Below are 15,611 nucleotides of genomic sequence, written 5' to 3'. Positions count from 1 at the left end.
AACTGGGTCTCAATGCAAGTCGATTTCTACAAGAAAAAGTTTGGGCGAGAGGGGGAGGAGACTGCTGCGAAGTTCCTGAAAGAACAAGGATTTACAATCCTTGAACGTAACTACCGCTGTCGGCTAGGCGAGATCGATCTGATCGCCTCTCGTGACAACGAATTTTTCTTCATCGAGGTGAAGAGCCGTCATTCCTTTCAGGAGGTAGCCCCCGAAGAGCTCATTTCCTATTCAAAACAGCGCCACATCTCGCGTGTCGCGCAGCACTATGTTTCTAAGAAAAAGATTTGGAGTCAGACGGGACGCTTCGCCTTGGTCGTGATCGATGCCAGCTCTGGTCCTGTGAGGTGCGAGTTGATTAACGACATTTTTGAATTGAATTGGGGTTATTAATTTTATAGCGTCATTTTGTTCATGGAAAATATTCTCCAAGCCTTCCTAAAAAATGCAGAACGCCTTGGGAAGAAACCTTGCTTTCGATATAAGGAAGAAGGGATCTGGAAGGATATTTCTTGGCAACAAGCGGGAGAGAGGGTTTTTGCCGTCGCTCGTGGACTCTTATCCCTTGGGGTCAAGAAAGGAGACAAGATCGCTATTTTTTCCAAGACGAGGGCTGAGTGGACCCTCTGTGATCTCGCGATTCTTTCCGTCGGAGCGGTGACTGTTCCGATCTACCAATCGAATACCGGGGAACAGGCCGCCTATATCCTCGGAGATTCCGATGCGGTCATCGTGATTGTGGAAGATCTGAATCAACTTGAGAAGATAGAACAGAGGCTCTCCGGCCTCTCGAAGATTCAGAAGGTGATCTTGATAACTGGCCAAAAACGGGGAGAAAAAATCACAACCTTGACCGAGATCGAGAAGAAGGGGAGTCTTACCCGGGATGATTGGGAAAAGGGAATCAATACGATTCGTTCAAAAGATCTCTGCAGTCTTGTCTATACCTCCGGGACGACAGGTCCGCCAAAAGGGGCGATGCTGGCCCATCGGAATTTTGTCGCTTCCAGTGAGGCCTGTTGTCGACTCGTCTCGATGGGGACCGATGATGTCGGGCTGCTCTTTCTTCCGTTGGCGCACATCCTCGGGCGTGTGATCCAGTTCTATCAGATTTACCAGGGTTTTGTTCATGCCTATGCCGAGAGCGTCGACAAGTTGATTGATAATCTGGGAGAGACACGGCCGCATTTCTTTGTCAGTGTTCCCAGGATCTTCGAAAAGGTTTATGAGAGGGTGCAAGCCCAGGTTCAGGCAGGTTCACCTCTGAAAAAGGCGATCTTTGCCTGGGCTGTAGCGGTTGGTCAGCAAGCCAGCCGAAGACTTCAGGCAAAAAAGAGGATCGGCCCATCGCTTTTCTTGAAGCGTGAGCTGGCGACGCTGCTTGTTTTTCAGAAGATGAAGAAACGATTGGGGGGGCGGCTTCGTTACGCCATTTCGGGAGGGGCCCCGCTTTCGAAGGAGATTGCGGAATTTCTCCACGCTGCCGGGATCCTCGTGCTTGAAGGGTATGGTCTGACAGAGACGACCGCCGCCAATAACTGCAACACCCCTGACTCTTATAAATTCGGGACGGTCGGACGACCCGTTTATGCCTTGGAAGAAAAAATTGCGCCGGATGGAGAGATCCTGATTCGTGGGGATCAGGTTTTTCAGGGTTATTACAAGAACCCCGAGGCAAGTCGTGAGGTTCTCACGCCAGATGGGTGGTTTCATAGTGGCGATATTGGGGTGATTGACGAGGATGGCTTTTTGACAATCACCGATCGGAAGAAAGATATTATTGTTACGGCGGGTGGAAAAAATATCGCCCCGCAGAATCTGGAGAATATTCTGAAGACGATTCCGTATGTGAGTCAGGCGATGGTTCATGGAGATCGGCGCAAGTACCTCTCTGCGCTGATTACGCTGAATCAGGAGGTGGTCGAGACATATGCGCGAAATACGGGGATTCAATTCAAACAGTTCAGAGAGCTTACGATTCACCCAAAAATTTATCATCTGATTCAACAGGCGATTGAAGACAAAAACAAAAATCTCGCCTCTTATGAGACGATCAAAAAGTTCGTCATATTGGAGAGCGATTTTACCCAGGAGACAGGGGAATTAACCCCAACCCTGAAGGTCAAAAGAAAATTTGTCAGTGAAAAGTATAAAGAGGTTCTCGCAAAATTGTATCAAGAATAGAGGAGGTTCTATGCCAGAGTCAGGATCGACAAAAGGAACGGGGCTTGCTCCCAATATTGCCAGCGCCATTTGTTATCTTTGCGCCCCGATCACGAGCATTGTGATGATGCTGGTGGAGAAGGAGAATCGCGATGTTCAGTTTCATGCCTGGCAGGCGACTGTCCTCTCTGTGGGATACATCGTTGTTTCCATCGCTCTCAATATCCTCGCCATCATCATGGGGAAGCTGATCGGGTTTTTGGGGATGGTCGTTCACTGGTTTTCTCCCCTCGTCGGACTTGCCGCCTTTATCCTCTGGCTTATTTGTCTGGTGAAGGCGTATCAAGGAGAACGGTGGAAGATTCCGTACCTTGGTGATTTTGCTGAAAAAAAAGCTGGACTTTGATAAAGGCTCATCTACTTCGTTGGCTTCGTCGCCACTCCTTGCGGCGTACCACTCAAGTACGCCTCAGTCGGCCTCCTCAGCCCGCCTTGTAGCTGAGACCTTTCTCAAAGTCCTTTTTGTATATGTGTCTCGTTAGATTCTTTTTAGAACTGCCGTGTCCTGGATGCGGGTTCCTGCATGCTTTATGGTATGCCCTTCAGATGAAGTGGAGTGAGTCATTCGCTTCATTCCCGATCTGGCCCCTTGTCGTCTTCTTTTTTCTTTTCTTGAGACGCTCACCACTGGCCGGAAAGTTTTTTCTCTCCTTGATTTTTATCCAGTGGATTGGCAGGTTGTTCGGTTAGGAGGCTCCATGACCCCAAAAGAGTATTTTGAAAAAACGGTTCCTCAAAATCTGGAGAAGAGAAAGGAAACATTGTCCGGGATTAATGCGGTCTATGAATTTGAGATTACTGGCGATAGTGGTGGCGTCTGGACACTCGATCTGACGGTGCCAGGTGGCAAGGTCAAGAAAGGGGCCTCTGGCAAGGCAAACTGCACCGTCAAGATGTCCGATGAAAATTTTGTAAAATTGCTTGAAGGAAAACTCAATCCCCAACTGGCCTTTATGACCGGTAAATTAAAGGTCCAAGGGAATATGGGTCTTGCACTCAAGCTTCAGAAGATATTGTAGGGTGAAACCTCTCCGCGGCATTGTCATTCTCGATATCTCCCGCCTCCTTCCCGGAGGCTTTACTTCACTCCTCTTGGCCAAACAGGGGGCGCGTGTCATCAAAATCGAACAACCGGGAGTTGGCGACTACTATCGTGCCTTGACCGGCGGACATGAGTTTGTAGAACTTGGACATTTTGCGGAACTTCATCGAGGCAAGGAGTTCATGGCGCTCGATCTTTCCAAGCAGGATGGGAAAAATATCTTTCGGAGACTTGTTCAAAAGGCCGATGTCGTTCTGGAAAATTTTAGACCGGGGACTTTGAAAAGATTGGGGATTGGTTTCCCCGTTCTTCAAAAATGGAATCGAAAGATCATTTTGTGCTCGATCACCGGGGCCGGGCAAAAAAATCGTCTTGCCGGGCATGACCTGAATTATCTCGCACTCTCGGGTCTTCTTTCTTTGATTACGGACCAACGAGGGGAGCCGGTTATTCCGGATTTTCAAGTTGTGGATTTGGCCGCTGGCTATCGCGCCGCTTTTCTGATTCTTAGCGCGCTTTATGAGAGAGAGTTCAGGAAACGGGGCCGATGGATTCAGACATCGATGATGGAGGCAGGAGAGGAACTTGCCAGTCTCTACCAATCGGAAGGGGGATCCGCCCCTCTGCGTGGACTCCCTAATTACGGTGTCTATAAAACGAGGGATAAAAAACATATCGCCTTTGCGGCGCTAGAGCCGAAGTTCATTCGAAACTTCTCCAGGCTGTTGGGAAAGAAGATTGGGATAACGCAAGGATGGGATCAGGAGGATTTACAGAGAATCTTTCGTCAAAAAAATGCGAGGGAATGGGGGCGTTTGTCGCAAAGTCATGACTTCTGTCTCTCGCCGGTTCTGAGCGTGACTGAGGCTTGTGGTTTGAGGAAGAGTGGGGAGCATCTGCCCCCTATGGGGCGTGATAACCGACAAGTCTTGAGAAGGTTGGGTTACAGCAAGAAGAGAATGAGAGAGCTAAAGAAGGCGGGGGTACTGTGAAAATTGCGCTAGCCCAAATCAATACGACAGTCGGTGATTTTGAGGGAACCGTTCGCAAGGTTGCCCGCCAGATTCAAAAGGCAAAGGACTTGGGAGCCGAGCTCATCGCCTTTCCCGAGATGACGACGACCGGTTATCCTCCACGCGATCTGGTTGAGAACCCCGGTTTTATTGATGCGAACTTGAAGGCGCTTCAGTCGATTGCCCGTCTTTCGCAGGGGATCGGTGTGATTGTCGGCTATCTCGATCGGAACAAAAAAGAGGGGGGCAAAGGGCTCCTCAATTTCTGTGCCCTTTTTGAGAACGGCGAGTTGAAAGGGCGCTATGTCAAAATGCTTCTCCCCACCTACGATGTCTTTGATGAGGGGCGCTATTTTGCCCCGGGCCAGAAAGTTGGGCTTTGGGAATGGCATGGTGCCAAAATCGGCATCTCTATTTGTGAGGATGCCTGGAATGCCCAATCATTCTGGCAGAGACCACTCTATGAGCGGGATCCAATCGCGGAACAGGTGAAAGCCGGTGCTGATTTCTGCCTCAATCTTTCCTGTTCTCCCTACTCAATCGGTCGAGAGAAACTCCGTCGTGAGATGATCCGGGCTCATGCGGTTCGGAACCGCCGCCCTTTCTTTTACGTCAATCTGGTCGGAGGGAATGACGAACTCGTTTTTGATGGTCGAAGTTTGGCTGTGGATGCCGAGGGCAAAGTGATCGGGCAAGGAAGGGCGTTTGCTGAAGATTTGGTTGTTGTTGATATGAAAAATCCCCCCTTGCCCCCCTTTGTCAAAGGGGGGGTGGGGGGATTCGAGGAAAAAGATGATCTGGAATCTGTCTACCATGCTCTGGTTCTTGGGATTCGTGACTATGTCCGAAAGTGCGGTTTCAAAAAAGTAGTACTCGGCTTATCCGGCGGAATCGATTCTTCATTGACCGCTGTGCTCGCTGCTGAGGCGTTGGGGAGACGAAATCTTCTGGGGGTTATCATGCCGTCCCCGTATTCGAGCCGAGAGAGCGTGGAGGATGCACGTCGATTGGCCGCCACACTCAAAATCTCCATGAAGACAATCTCAATCACTTCGATTTATAACAGCTATCGACGGCAATTCAGTCGTCTTAAAAAACAGCCGGACGTTGCCGATGAAAATCTGCAGGCGAGGATTCGTGGCAATCTCCTGATGGCGCTTTCAAATCGTGATGGATACCTGACTCTCACCACGGGGAATAAATCCGAGCTCGCTGTCGGTTACTGCACGCTTTATGGAGACATGAGCGGCGGACTTGCGGTGATTTCGGATCTCCCGAAACAGATGGTTTATGATCTGTCTCGTTGGATCAATCGAAAGAGAGAGATTATCCCTGAGCGCGTTTTTACAAAGGCCCCGACGGCGGAACTCCGACCGAATCAGACCGATCAAGACACACTCCCTCCCTATGAAATCCTCGACAAGATCTTGAAGGCCTACATCGAGGAACACAGGATGGAGGACGAGATCGTGGCGTCGGGATTTCCGCGCAAGACCGTCCGGTGGGTCCTTCGAAATGTCGACCGCAATGAATACAAACGCCGTCAAGCAGCCCTTGGAATTCGGGTCACTTCAAAGGCGTTCGGTATCGGTCGGCGCTATCCGATCGCGAGGAAGGTTTGACTTTGGAGGATGGCTTGCCTGGGCGTGGGTCTTCGCGGAAAAGCTCGACATGGGCCAATCTTTTTCGTAAAACCGGGCCATGAAATTAATCCTTACCCCGCTTGAAAAGGCGTTGAATCAGCTTGAGAGAGGCCTTCAGTATCTTGCCTCCATCGAAAGTCAAAAAGACAACGAGTTGCGTGAGCAATTCCGGGCTGCGGTGATCCAGGCTTTTGAGTTTAGTTTTGAATTATCCTGGAAACTGCTGAAGCGTTATCTCGAAAACTACAGCCTTGAAAAAGTTGATGGGTTCACGACGAAGCAGCTCTTTCGCGTCGGATTTGAACAGGGCCTGATTCGTGATCCTAATGCGTGGTTTGGTTATCTTGAGAAGCGGAATCTGACGGTTCACACCTACGATGGTGCCGTGGCCGAACGCGTTTACGAAGGGGCGAAGGGATTCTTGCGGGATGCCCAGGATCTGCTGCAAAGACTAAAATCAAAGACTGCATGATTGATCTGTCCCCCCATGACCTCAAAGCAGTCCGTCGGATCCTTGCCGATGTGATTCCTGGATATGAGGTTCGGGTCTTTGGTTCGCGAGTCACCGGCACCGCAAAACCCCACTCCGACCTTGATCTCGCCGTCGTTGCCGATCACCCCCTTGACCTCAAAACATTGAGTCGTCTCCGTGAGGCGTTTGAGAAATCGGACCTGCCGATTCGGGTCGATCTGGTAGAATGGAACAGGGTCAGCGATGAATTTCGCAAGGTGATCGAGAAAAATTATGAAATCATTTCCTGAGAAGAAAATAACCCCAAATGGTTACGACGTGTCGGTGCTGCAGCAGTCGGTCGATTCGTAATTGCATCAGGTTCCCAGATTATACGCGATCGCGAGGAAGATTGAATAAGGTTCATCACGGGCTCATAAATTTAAGCCACTGCGTGTGCCACCGGCCTCTCATTGTTCCGTCCCATATTGGCACTGCGGCGCTGTATTCCTGGATAGTCCAAAAGACATTCGGTTCAACAGGGTCCGGGACCGTCGCACTATAGTCCCCCCAAGGGGCGTTTCCCACAGACAAATCTCGGTAAGGCATTTCTCCCTCTTTATAGACGGAGAGTGTGCTTACGATACCGGCGGGATCGGTATTCCTATGGATGGCATAATAGGCCCCTGGATAGTTATCGACACCGGAACCACTGAAGCCGATCGCCACATTGTTATCCGCATCGACGGCGATCGAGGGGAAGTAGTAGTACATCCCCGGTGTTTCGATGAGTCCCTCCTGGACGAGGACCGCCGGGCTTGAGTTGGGATCGATCTCGAACCAGGAGACGGTGGTCCGCTCGATCGGCCCGCTGAGCGGCATGACACTTCGCAGGGTGGCCCAGATACGCCCGTTGCGCAGGACGGGGGATGTCGCAATATTAGATTCGATGGTACTAATCCGTGTCGCTGAATCACGTTGAGTCGCCCCCGTTTCAGTGCGATCAAAACTCAACCTTGCCCCGATTTCAAAAAATCCTTCGCCCCCCGATGGGGTCTCCAAGGGGCTTACGGTCGGACTGTCAACGGGACCGGATAGCTTTTGAACGCGAAGTCGGGGTGTTGGCCCATAATAACTGTTACAACTAGCCACTAAATAGAGATCCGGTTCCTCAGGGTCATAGGTCATGACTGGATGTGTATGACTACCGCAATCAAGACCCGACAGGGTGAGGGGTGAGTCTGGCCAGATGTTGTTGAGTACCTCACCCTTGTTAAAGACGAGGAGGGTTGGACCTCCAATGACGACAACGATCCAATTCCTGTTAAACCCAAGGCGGGGAAAATCAGTGCCCCCTACATCCGTGTAATACCTGAAGTACCAGTTTCCTGTCGGGTCATCCGTCTCACTCACCGCAAGGGCAATGCCATGAACATCCGGCATCCCCAGGGCGATCCAGCGTTGACTCAGTTCATCAAAAAAGATCCTGGAATCTACATAACCTTCTCGACTCAGGCCGAGCCCCTCGTTCCAAAATCTGGTCTGGGTGATCACCGGTGTGATAATATTCCCCTCCTTATCTTGGACTAGGAAGAATCCCTCAACATCACCAAACGAATTGGAGAGAGAGACGATGTGACGAGGGCCGACCGCCCCATGCGTATCCGGTGGGCCACTATCAATTTCCTCTTGGGCCAAGAAAGTTACCCAGCAGGCATCGCCAATCCCGTTACCGTCGGCATCCATTTGATCCGGGTTGGCCAACAGACGACAGTTATCCGAACTATCCAGGATCCCGTCGTTATCAGCATCATCACCGTCCGGCACACACGCACCGGCAGAACATTTGTAGATTGTGGTTGCCGTATTGAAGTAGCTGCAAGAAATATCAGATGACGTGACAAACGAGTTGTCTCCCCCCTCGCAGTGCGCCTCAGAAAGAATTTCCGCACTGGTGCAAGTGTCGTTCAGGTGGCTCCATCTCTCCTGCTCGTCAAATCCGACCACCGTGGTCTGTACTAAAACCCCGCCGTCGGGTTCTAAAAGATCAGGGTCGGTACATCGTGGAGCGAGGGTACAGCCATATTCGCAGCCGTCTCCAGAGACTGAGTTGCCGTCATCGCATTGCTCCTCCCCCTCGACGATTCCATTGCCGCAAACAGATATGCTGATAAGACATTCCCGACAAATTCGGGCAGGATCGATGACGTAGAGTCCCAGACTGGAATCAAAGAGAAAATACGCAAAGTTGAGACCGTTGATGACAAAGACATAAAAGTTGTCAGTGGCATCGAAAGAGATATCAAATCGATAAACGACGCCCATATTATTGATAACAGTGAATTCCGAAAAGTTTCCGGCCAAAAACTGATAACTGAATGAAGTAACTCCAAAAGCTCCTTTACAAAGACCATCAGCAGTACATTGAGTGCAGGTATTTTCTCCTGAAGTTTCTCTGTGACAGAGGATTCCCGCGACGGGATCCAGGGTCATTTCAAAACTCGACTCCTGAGCCACTAGATCAGGGCCTGATATTAAGAGAACAAGCAAAAGGAGAATAGTTTGTTTCATGCGGGTAGCTACTGCATAGATGGTGCCACGGTGAGGGCAATTAGCATGCCAGTCACCAGTGGGTTAACTTGATGGAATCATTGATGTCATGAAAAAAGCATTCCAATCGAACGATTCTCAAATTGATAAAATTATCATTTTGATATTATCATTTTGAGAGGGAGCTGGCTCAAATGCTTTCGGCATTGGCCGGCGCTATCCGATCGCGAGGAAGGTGCGACGGTTTCATTTTGAACATTGACATCAGTCTAGTCAATATCCTATGATTTATCCTAGGAAGATATCTATGGAATCAGTGCGGCAGGCTAATTTTCTTATTCCCCAAGAGGTGCTTGACGACCTCCGGCGGCTCGTTCCTCGTGGTGAACAGAGTCAGGTAGTGACCAATGCCCTTAAGCTCGAGCTTAAACGCCGTAAGCTCAAGGCGACACTGAAAGCAAGCTTTGGAGCCTGGGGGGGGCATAAGAATTTACGATCGGCACGATCTTTCGTTCGTAAACTTCGTCGGGAACGTTCCTTCTAAGCGCCATGCATCTTCAAAAGACCCTTATTGACACCGATATCTTGATTGACTTCTTAAGAAAAAAGGAGACTGCAAAGCGTTTGCTGGAGAATGCACTTCAAACGGGTGACCTTTATCTCTCGGTAGTAACCGTGGCGGAACTTCTTGCGGGGATGAAACTCTCGGAGGCAGCGGTTACGGAGGATCTCATTTCAGGGTTCACCTTGATCACTGTCAGTGAATCGATTGCCCGCCGTGCCGGCGCATTACGGCGAAGGCATTCACGGGTTCTTCTGCCCGATTGTCTGATTGCCGCGACGGCGTTAGAGGAAAATTGTACCCTCCTGACAGGGAATCGAAAAGACTACCCGTTTGAGGGAATCCAGTTCTTTTCATGACAGGAACTCTTTTTATAGTCGCCACCCCGATCGGGAATTTGGAAGACATCACCCTCCGGGCAATTCGAACTCTCAAGGAGGTCGACCTCATCGCCTGCGAAGACACGCGGCACAGCCAGAAACTTCTCAATCACTATGGGATCTCGAAACCTCTTACGAGTTATTTTGAACATAATAAATTAGTGAAGGGGGAGATGCTCATTCATCAGCTTTTAGATGGGAAAAATATTGCCCTTATTTCTGATGCTGGAACACCGGGGATTTCTGATCCAGGTTACAATCTTGTGGTGGCGGCAATAGAAAAGGGGATTTCGGTTGTTCCGATTCCGGGGTCGTCGGCGGTGATGACTGCCTTATCGGTAGCGGGATTGCCGACCGATCAATTTCACTTTGTCGGTTTTCTTCCCCAAAAGGAAGGGAAGAAGAAAAAATTGCTTGAATCTCTTCGCGAGGAGTCGGCGACCGTTGTTTTTTATGAGTCCCCTTTTCGTATCACAAAGACGGTGAGGCTTCTCTATCAGATTTTTGGGGATCGGTTTGCTGTCCTTGTCCATGAGCTGACCAAGATTCATGAGAAGGTATTTCGGGGAGGGCTTTCTTCCCTGGAGGATCAAATAAAATTAATTCCAGCAAAAGGAGAATGGGTAGTTCTTCTCCATGGGCTGTCAGAAGAATGACAAGAATGGGTTCTTTCTAACCCTCTTTTGCTTTTCTTTTCCAAAAAATCATTGTCTTTTCAAGCGGCTGGTAGTAACGATTTCTGGCGCTGGCTTTGCAGTCTTGTTGAGGTCGTAAAATTCAAGGATTAACCGATTCATGGGAAGGGGGAGCCTATGATGACCCATAAAAAACTGATTCGAAGCATACTCTGTCTCTTCAGCCTACTCGGGCTAAGTGGCGCTATAGGCTGCCTCGGCGGTAGTGGGGCGACTCGTGGGGCAACATCAGTAACCCTCTCTGGGACCGTTTCTACGTTGGGACTCGGGGGCGCTACCTCTGAAGACGCAGGCCTGAGCGTTCAGGGGATGGTCCTTAATCGACAATCAAAGTTTGTCGAAAAGCCGGCAACCGGAGGGACGGTGACCCTCATGAATTCAGAAGGAAAAACTCTCGATATCGTGACCGTCCAGAGTGATGGAACTTACACAACCTCGCTTCCCGCCTCTCAAGTACAAGGTGAGACGCTCGTTCTCGTGTACGAAAATGACCAGAAGAAGTCGGAACCCGAAATCCATTCCTATGACGTCATCCCGAGTACCGCAACATCGGCAACAATTAACTGTAATACCGAAACCGATTTTTCGACCGCAGTCCTCCTCGCGGTTGCGGAAAACGAGACAGGCAAAAGTTATGAGGTGGGGGGGGATCTAACGGGGGCGCTTGAAGTCGTCGTGCCCGATGCGATTAAACAATCGGTTGAGGCAGTTATTGGGGACACGACGATTACGTCGAATACGACGATTGATACAGCCAATGTTGGAATTGAGGCAGCCTATCAGGCGCATCAGCAGTATATTGCAGAAGGGGGGACCCCGTCGATAACAGCAGAGCCACCGACACCCCCTGTGGAGGTTCTGAAGGATGCGATTCAGGGTGAGAGTTCTGCTATCTCTGCAATCTCTGCCGAGGTACTAACAGTTGGCGGAGGAATTCCGGTTGATACGAACGTTTTTGGCACTACCCTCCGGGTGACCGATACGATTTATGAAGCCTATGCAAAAAAAAGTGATGCCGCTGTTGTTGCCGACTGGGAGACAATAAAAGGTTCCCTCGGGACGGTTGGTCTGAAGGCCTATATTGGTCCTATTGTTGAGGTCAAGCCAGAGGATCTTGCAAATCAGCTGATCAAACCGACCGATCTCAGGCAATGTGCGAAGTATATTACAGCGATGGATTCATCTGTTGCGAAGGCCTTTGGAGATAATAGCAAGGCACGTGAGGCGATCGTTGAGCAGATCAAGATTGGTGCCTGTGACGATCCCGATGAGGCGAAGTTTGTGATGGGGGCCTTGGGAGGAGCGATCCCGGCTCCGGCGGCGGATGGGACCTATGATTTTTCAAGCTTTGTGCCGACGACTGTTGCCCAGGCATCGCATGTGATCGGTCTGGATCTGAAAAACAAAATAGATCCCTCGCAGTATGCGACCTATGGAGTGGCTGATCTGGCCAAGAGCTGTGCCCCTCAGATGAGGGATAGCAATGTCGTTCAAACCTGTGCCCTGACCGGAACAGCGGGGTGTGCGAATCTCATATCAGGTATCATTAATTATGCTCCCGGGACGATTCTTGGGACTGACCTCGTGACGATCCCAAAACCGCCGGGGGCTGATTGTACCTCAGGGAGTTGTACGACAGGGACTCAGTGTACGACCCAATCAAGCGGGTCAAGGACTTGCGCTGCCCTTTCTGAAAAGCTAGGACGTGCCTGTAGCACCAATAGTGATTGCGATGTGGGTATTACCTTTTGCAATTTGGCCAAGATTTGCATGTTGACTGCCGGAGCGACCACAGGGATGGGTTCTATAGCTACTGGTGGTGAGCATCAGTCCTTTGGTGGTGGGGGAGCGGCACCAACAGTTGCTTCAAGCGGTTCAGCGGGAGGTTCTTGTTCCAGTGGTGCTTGCGAAGCAGGGTCGTCTTGTCAGGCGGGTGTTTGTGTTTCTACAACCGTGACAATCCTGAGTGGACCTGGTTTCTCCTGTTCCTCAAGTGCGACCTGCGGTACGGGATTAACCTGTACGAACGGAACCTGTCAGGGTTCAGATGCTGGGGGTGGTGGTTTAAAAGCACTCGCCGAGGTCTGTGCGAGTAATACCCAGTGTGGGAGTAACTGCTGTTCAGGAGGGCTCTGCGCGACATCCGCTTCTTGTGGAGGAGGTGGACTTAAAGGTTTAGGAGAGGCTTGTACGGAGAACACCGCGTGTGGAAGTGCCTGTTGTTCAGGAGGGATATGCTCAACATCCGCCTCTTGTAGCGGAAGTGGGAGTAGTTTGAAGGGATTAGGAGATGGTTGTGTCACCAATACCGAATGTGGAAGTGCTTGTTGTTCAGCGGCGCTCTGTTCGACCTCTACCGCCTGTGCGACAAGTTGCACAAGCAATTGCTCTGCCGGAACCAGGTGTACCTCAGATGCCACCTGCGCCTCTGGTTATTGTGGGCTCCGATCCCTCTCAACCTCTCCAGGGACCTGTGCGGGGGCTGGTTCAGGTGCAACGGGAGAGTACTGTGGGAGTTCGGGTCATTGTTCCTCTGGGCTGACTTGTACTGGGAATATCTGTACCGCTGGTGGACTCTCGTGTAGTGCAGTCGGTTTAACCTGTACCAGTGATGCCAATTGCTGTTCCACCTATTGTGGTGGAGGGACTGCAACGCGGGCTTGCAAGAACGTCGGGGCAGGGATTGCTGGCGATGTCTGTTCTACGCCAGGACAGTGTATGTCAGGTCTGACGTGTATCGCCACGACCTGCCAAGGGGGGATGTGATGTAAAGAGACAGATGACTTGAGATGATGAGTAAAGGCGCCCTTCGACTTCGCTCAGGGCGCCTTTTTTTATTGATAAAAACTTTTTACCTGTTCTTCAAATTGATGGATTCTTCGACTATCGATCACCTTCCCTCGACGCAGTGTTAATCGATCCTCACAAAAGAGTTTAACAGCGCGGGCAAGAACCTTTGCCTCCATCTCTTTCCCTCGCTGGGCAATTGATTCGGCAGTCTCTCTGTTTTTGTCGATCTTAAATGCCTCCTGACAGATGATCGGTCCTTCGTCGAGATCCGTCGTCACGAAATGGGCGGTGACTCCGACCACCTCGACTCCTTTATTAAAGGCCTGAGAATAGGCACGAGCCCCAGGGAAGGAGGGGAGCAAAGAGGGGTGGATATTTACAATCTTTCCTTCATGGCGGAAACAGAATTCTGGAGAAAGGATCTGCATGTAGCGGGCAAGAACGATGAGATCAATTTCATGCTCCGAGAGTTTTTTGAGGATTTTTTGTTCCTGTTCTTTCCTATTGCTGGATGGATAATAGAAGAATGGGATGCTGAATCTTCGAGCGACAGGACGGAGGTCGTTTCGGTTGGAAATAATGATTTGTGGAATGCCACGAATTTTCCTTGCCTTCATCTCCTTGATCAACCTGATGAGGCAGTGGGGTTCCTTGGTTGTCAGCAGGGCGACATTCTTTATTTTTTTGGGGATTATCTCCTGACAAGAGATCTCCATTTTAATTTCTTGCCCAACTTTTTTTAATCCTTCTCTGAAAACGGAGACCGGCTTTCCAAGACCGGTAATGTCGACCACCATATTCATGACAAGGATCCCCTCCAGGATCCTCTGATCAATGTCCTCAATATTGATATTATTTTTAAAAAGATAAGTCGTGACGGTTGCGATGATCCCTTTTTTATCAGGACCGGCTACCCGAACTTTGGCTAATCTTTTATGACGGGGAGACGGAACCATAAGGATTTTAAGAGACTTTACCACATTTGAAGCTATTGACAAACACTCTATCTATTTTTATGTTCCCCTCCCTATGGCAGTTAGAATCAGACTTTCGCGCAAGGGAACGAACCAAAAGCCGTTTGACAGGATTGTCGTGACGGATAGTGAGTCTCCTCGTGACGGTCGTTATCTTGAGGTGATTGGTTATTATAATCCGAAAAAGGGGCGTGCCTCAGCAACTGTGAAAAAAGAGCGACTTCTTTATTGGCTCTCAAAAGGGGCAAAGCCGTCAGCGACTGTCCGAAGCATTATGAAAGAAGTTCAAGCGGGCAGCTCAAAGTAGGAGGGGGGGTAATCGCATGTCAGAACTCAAGATCCTTGTTGAAATGATGGCGAAGGCGTTGGTCGACAAACCTGAGGTGGTTGAAGTGGCTGAGGTGGATGGTGAACAAACGACCGTTTTTGAGCTCAAGGTTGCGAAAGAGGACCTCGGCAAGGTTATTGGCCGCGAAGGTCGAACCGCTCGTTCCATGAGGACCATTTTGGCAGCAGCCTCTACAAAACTGAAAAAACGCTCGGTTCTGGAAATTCTGGAGTAGATGCGTTTTGATATCCTGACCCTCTTTCCTGGTTTTTTTGAATCACCCTTAAAAATTTCTCTTCTTGGCAAGGCGATTGAAAGCCGGAAGATCGAGGTCACTCTTCACAACATTCGTGATTGGGCGGTTGATCGTCATGGGATGGTCGATGATCTCCCATATGGTGGTGGCGCCGGAATGGTGATGCGGCCGGAACCGGTTGTTCAGGCCCTGGAGTCAATTCCTAAACTCAAGCAATGCCGTCGTATCTATTTTTCTCCTCGCGGGGAACCTCTTCGTCAGGAGAGGCTCTCTGCCTATCTCGAGTATGACCAGTTGATTCTTCTTTGTGGTCGCTATGAAGGGGTCGATCAGAGGGTCATTGATCATTTTATCGATGAGGAGATCTCTATTGGGGATTATGTCTTGAGTGGGGGAGAGGTCGCTGCCCTTGTCTTTCTTGAGGCTGTTTCACGATTGATTCCGGGGTTTGTGGGGAAGGAAGAATCTTTACAAGAAGAGTCATTTTCGCCCCTCCTGGAATACCCTCATTATACCCGACCCGAGGAATTTCGTGGATTGAAGGTCCCCTCGATCCTGCTTTCGGGTGATCACAAGAAAATCAAGGAGTGGCGAGAGAAGGAGTCGCATGAAATTACCGCCTCTCGACGCCCAGACCTTCTTAAAAAACGCGGATAAAAGGCGTAAAAACAAGCTTGTCATTTCCTTAACCCTTTGATAACTCT

General features: G+C 50.0%; 18 protein-coding genes. 16 read left to right on the top strand and 2 right to left on the bottom strand.

Annotated elements, in window-relative coordinates:
* Nucleotides 1-12: 12 nt before the first annotated feature.
* The 9 genes from HYT76_06670 (at nt 13) to HYT76_06630 (ending at nt 6,683) form a co-directional block, all read left to right on the top strand.
* Nucleotides 13-393, top strand: coding sequence for a YraN family protein (locus tag HYT76_06670; protein ID MBI2083237.1), 381 nt, complete (start codon nt 13-15; stop codon nt 391-393).
* Between the two features lie 21 nt (nt 394-414).
* Nucleotides 415-2,184: a long-chain fatty acid--CoA ligase gene (locus HYT76_06665; protein MBI2083236.1), complete on the top strand. Its 1,770-nt coding sequence runs from the start codon at nt 415-417 to the stop codon at nt 2,182-2,184.
* A 10-nt stretch (nt 2,185-2,194) separates the two neighbouring features.
* Complete coding sequence (locus HYT76_06660) at nt 2,195-2,569, top strand: DUF4870 domain-containing protein (GenBank protein MBI2083235.1); 375 nt, start codon at nt 2,195-2,197, stop codon at nt 2,567-2,569.
* A 122-nt stretch (nt 2,570-2,691) separates the two neighbouring features.
* The gene (locus tag HYT76_06655; protein ID MBI2083234.1) at nt 2,692-2,913 is read left to right on the top strand and encodes a DUF2752 domain-containing protein; all 222 of its coding nucleotides are present in this window, start codon (nt 2,692-2,694) and stop codon (nt 2,911-2,913) included.
* Nucleotides 2,914-2,921: 8 nt separating this feature from the next.
* Nucleotides 2,922-3,242, top strand: coding sequence for an SCP2 sterol-binding domain-containing protein (locus HYT76_06650; GenBank protein MBI2083233.1), 321 nt, complete (start codon nt 2,922-2,924; stop codon nt 3,240-3,242).
* Nucleotide 3,243: 1 nt separating this feature from the next.
* A complete protein-coding gene (locus HYT76_06645) occupies nt 3,244-4,257 on the top strand; it encodes a CoA transferase (protein MBI2083232.1) in 1,014 nt (337 codons plus the stop codon).
* Complete coding sequence (locus HYT76_06640; GenBank protein MBI2083231.1) at nt 4,254-5,900, top strand: NAD+ synthase; 1,647 nt, start codon at nt 4,254-4,256, stop codon at nt 5,898-5,900. Before HYT76_06645 ends, HYT76_06640 begins: the two co-directional genes overlap by 4 nt.
* 79 nt (nt 5,901-5,979) lie before the next feature.
* Nucleotides 5,980-6,393 carry a nucleotidyltransferase substrate binding protein gene (locus HYT76_06635; protein ID MBI2083230.1) on the top strand — a complete coding sequence of 138 codons (414 nt, stop codon included), beginning with the start codon at nt 5,980-5,982 and terminating at the stop codon, nt 6,391-6,393.
* Nucleotides 6,390-6,683: a nucleotidyltransferase domain-containing protein gene (locus tag HYT76_06630; protein ID MBI2083229.1), complete on the top strand. Its 294-nt coding sequence runs from the start codon at nt 6,390-6,392 to the stop codon at nt 6,681-6,683. The genes HYT76_06635 and HYT76_06630 overlap by 4 nt, the downstream gene beginning before the upstream one ends.
* A 115-nt stretch (nt 6,684-6,798) precedes the next feature.
* Here HYT76_06630 and HYT76_06625 read toward each other — a convergent pair whose 3' ends face one another.
* The gene (locus tag HYT76_06625) at nt 6,799-8,544 is read right to left on the bottom strand and encodes a thrombospondin type 3 repeat-containing protein (GenBank protein MBI2083228.1); all 1,746 of its coding nucleotides are present in this window, start codon (nt 8,542-8,544) and stop codon (nt 6,799-6,801) included.
* Nucleotides 8,545-9,229: 685 nt separating this feature from the next.
* On the opposite strand from HYT76_06625, the gene HYT76_06620 reads away from it, so the two are divergent.
* From HYT76_06620 to HYT76_06605, 4 genes are all read left to right on the top strand, one after another.
* Entirely contained in the window at nt 9,230-9,466 is a 237-nt protein-coding gene (locus HYT76_06620) for a hypothetical protein (protein ID MBI2083227.1), read from the top strand.
* Between the two features lie 5 nt (nt 9,467-9,471).
* Nucleotides 9,472-9,843, top strand: coding sequence for a type II toxin-antitoxin system VapC family toxin (locus HYT76_06615; protein MBI2083226.1), 372 nt, complete (start codon nt 9,472-9,474; stop codon nt 9,841-9,843).
* Nucleotides 9,840-10,520 (top strand): 16S rRNA (cytidine(1402)-2'-O)-methyltransferase, encoded by a 681-nt coding sequence (gene rsmI, locus HYT76_06610; protein MBI2083225.1) that lies wholly within the window; start codon nt 9,840-9,842, stop codon nt 10,518-10,520. Before HYT76_06615 ends, rsmI begins: the two co-directional genes overlap by 4 nt.
* A 156-nt stretch (nt 10,521-10,676) precedes the next feature.
* Nucleotides 10,677-13,325, top strand: coding sequence for a hypothetical protein (locus tag HYT76_06605; protein MBI2083224.1), 2,649 nt, complete (start codon nt 10,677-10,679; stop codon nt 13,323-13,325).
* 68 nt (nt 13,326-13,393) lie between these two features.
* On the opposite strand, the gene HYT76_06600 is transcribed toward HYT76_06605, so the two are convergent.
* Complete coding sequence (locus HYT76_06600) at nt 13,394-14,305, bottom strand: formyltetrahydrofolate deformylase (GenBank protein MBI2083223.1); 912 nt, start codon at nt 14,303-14,305, stop codon at nt 13,394-13,396.
* A gap of 73 nt (nt 14,306-14,378) precedes the next feature.
* Here HYT76_06600 and rpsP point away from each other — a divergent pair, with 73 nt between their 5' ends.
* The 3 genes from rpsP to trmD are packed head-to-tail and all read left to right on the top strand — an operon-like array spanning nt 14,379 to nt 15,564.
* Complete coding sequence (gene rpsP, locus HYT76_06595; GenBank protein MBI2083222.1) at nt 14,379-14,630, top strand: 30S ribosomal protein S16; 252 nt, start codon at nt 14,379-14,381, stop codon at nt 14,628-14,630.
* 16 nt (nt 14,631-14,646) lie between these two features.
* Entirely contained in the window at nt 14,647-14,886 is a 240-nt protein-coding gene (locus HYT76_06590) for a KH domain-containing protein (protein ID MBI2083221.1), read from the top strand.
* On the top strand, nt 14,887-15,564 hold the full coding sequence (trmD, locus tag HYT76_06585) for a tRNA (guanosine(37)-N1)-methyltransferase TrmD (protein ID MBI2083220.1): 678 nt from the start codon (nt 14,887-14,889) through the stop codon (nt 15,562-15,564).
* Nucleotides 15,565-15,611 lie beyond the last annotated feature (47 nt).

Source organism: Deltaproteobacteria bacterium (assembly GCA_016180845.1).
Lineage (GTDB): Bacteria > UBA10199 > UBA10199 > JACPAL01 > JACPAL01 > JACPAK01.
Note: the sequence above shows the minus strand (reverse complement) of the source record. Positions and strands in the feature narration are given on the sequence as shown.

Excerpts from the sequence above, each read along its gene's own strand:
- HYT76_06615 (MBI2083226.1), top strand. The coding sequence starts at position 9,472 with ATGCATCTTCAAAAGACCCTTATTGACACCGATATCTTGATTGACTTC.
- HYT76_06660 (MBI2083235.1), top strand. The coding sequence starts at position 2,195 with ATGCCAGAGTCAGGATCGACAAAAGGAACGGGGCTTGCTCCCAATATT.
- HYT76_06630 (MBI2083229.1), top strand. The coding sequence starts at position 6,390 with ATGATTGATCTGTCCCCCCATGACCTCAAAGCAGTCCGTCGGATCCTT.
- HYT76_06650 (MBI2083233.1), top strand. The coding sequence starts at position 2,922 with ATGACCCCAAAAGAGTATTTTGAAAAAACGGTTCCTCAAAATCTGGAG.
- HYT76_06670 (MBI2083237.1), top strand. The coding sequence starts at position 13 with ATGCAAGTCGATTTCTACAAGAAAAAGTTTGGGCGAGAGGGGGAGGAG.
- HYT76_06655 (MBI2083234.1), top strand. The coding sequence starts at position 2,692 with ATGTGTCTCGTTAGATTCTTTTTAGAACTGCCGTGTCCTGGATGCGGG.
- HYT76_06600 (MBI2083223.1), bottom strand. The coding sequence starts at position 14,305 with ATGGTTCCGTCTCCCCGTCATAAAAGATTAGCCAAAGTTCGGGTAGCC.
- rpsP (MBI2083222.1), top strand. The coding sequence starts at position 14,379 with ATGGCAGTTAGAATCAGACTTTCGCGCAAGGGAACGAACCAAAAGCCG.
- trmD (MBI2083220.1), top strand. The coding sequence starts at position 14,887 with ATGCGTTTTGATATCCTGACCCTCTTTCCTGGTTTTTTTGAATCACCC.
- HYT76_06620 (MBI2083227.1), top strand. The coding sequence starts at position 9,230 with ATGGAATCAGTGCGGCAGGCTAATTTTCTTATTCCCCAAGAGGTGCTT.
- HYT76_06590 (MBI2083221.1), top strand. The coding sequence starts at position 14,647 with ATGTCAGAACTCAAGATCCTTGTTGAAATGATGGCGAAGGCGTTGGTC.
- HYT76_06665 (MBI2083236.1), top strand. The coding sequence starts at position 415 with ATGGAAAATATTCTCCAAGCCTTCCTAAAAAATGCAGAACGCCTTGGG.
- rsmI (MBI2083225.1), top strand. The coding sequence starts at position 9,840 with ATGACAGGAACTCTTTTTATAGTCGCCACCCCGATCGGGAATTTGGAA.
- HYT76_06635 (MBI2083230.1), top strand. The coding sequence starts at position 5,980 with ATGAAATTAATCCTTACCCCGCTTGAAAAGGCGTTGAATCAGCTTGAG.
- HYT76_06605 (MBI2083224.1), top strand. The coding sequence starts at position 10,677 with ATGATGACCCATAAAAAACTGATTCGAAGCATACTCTGTCTCTTCAGC.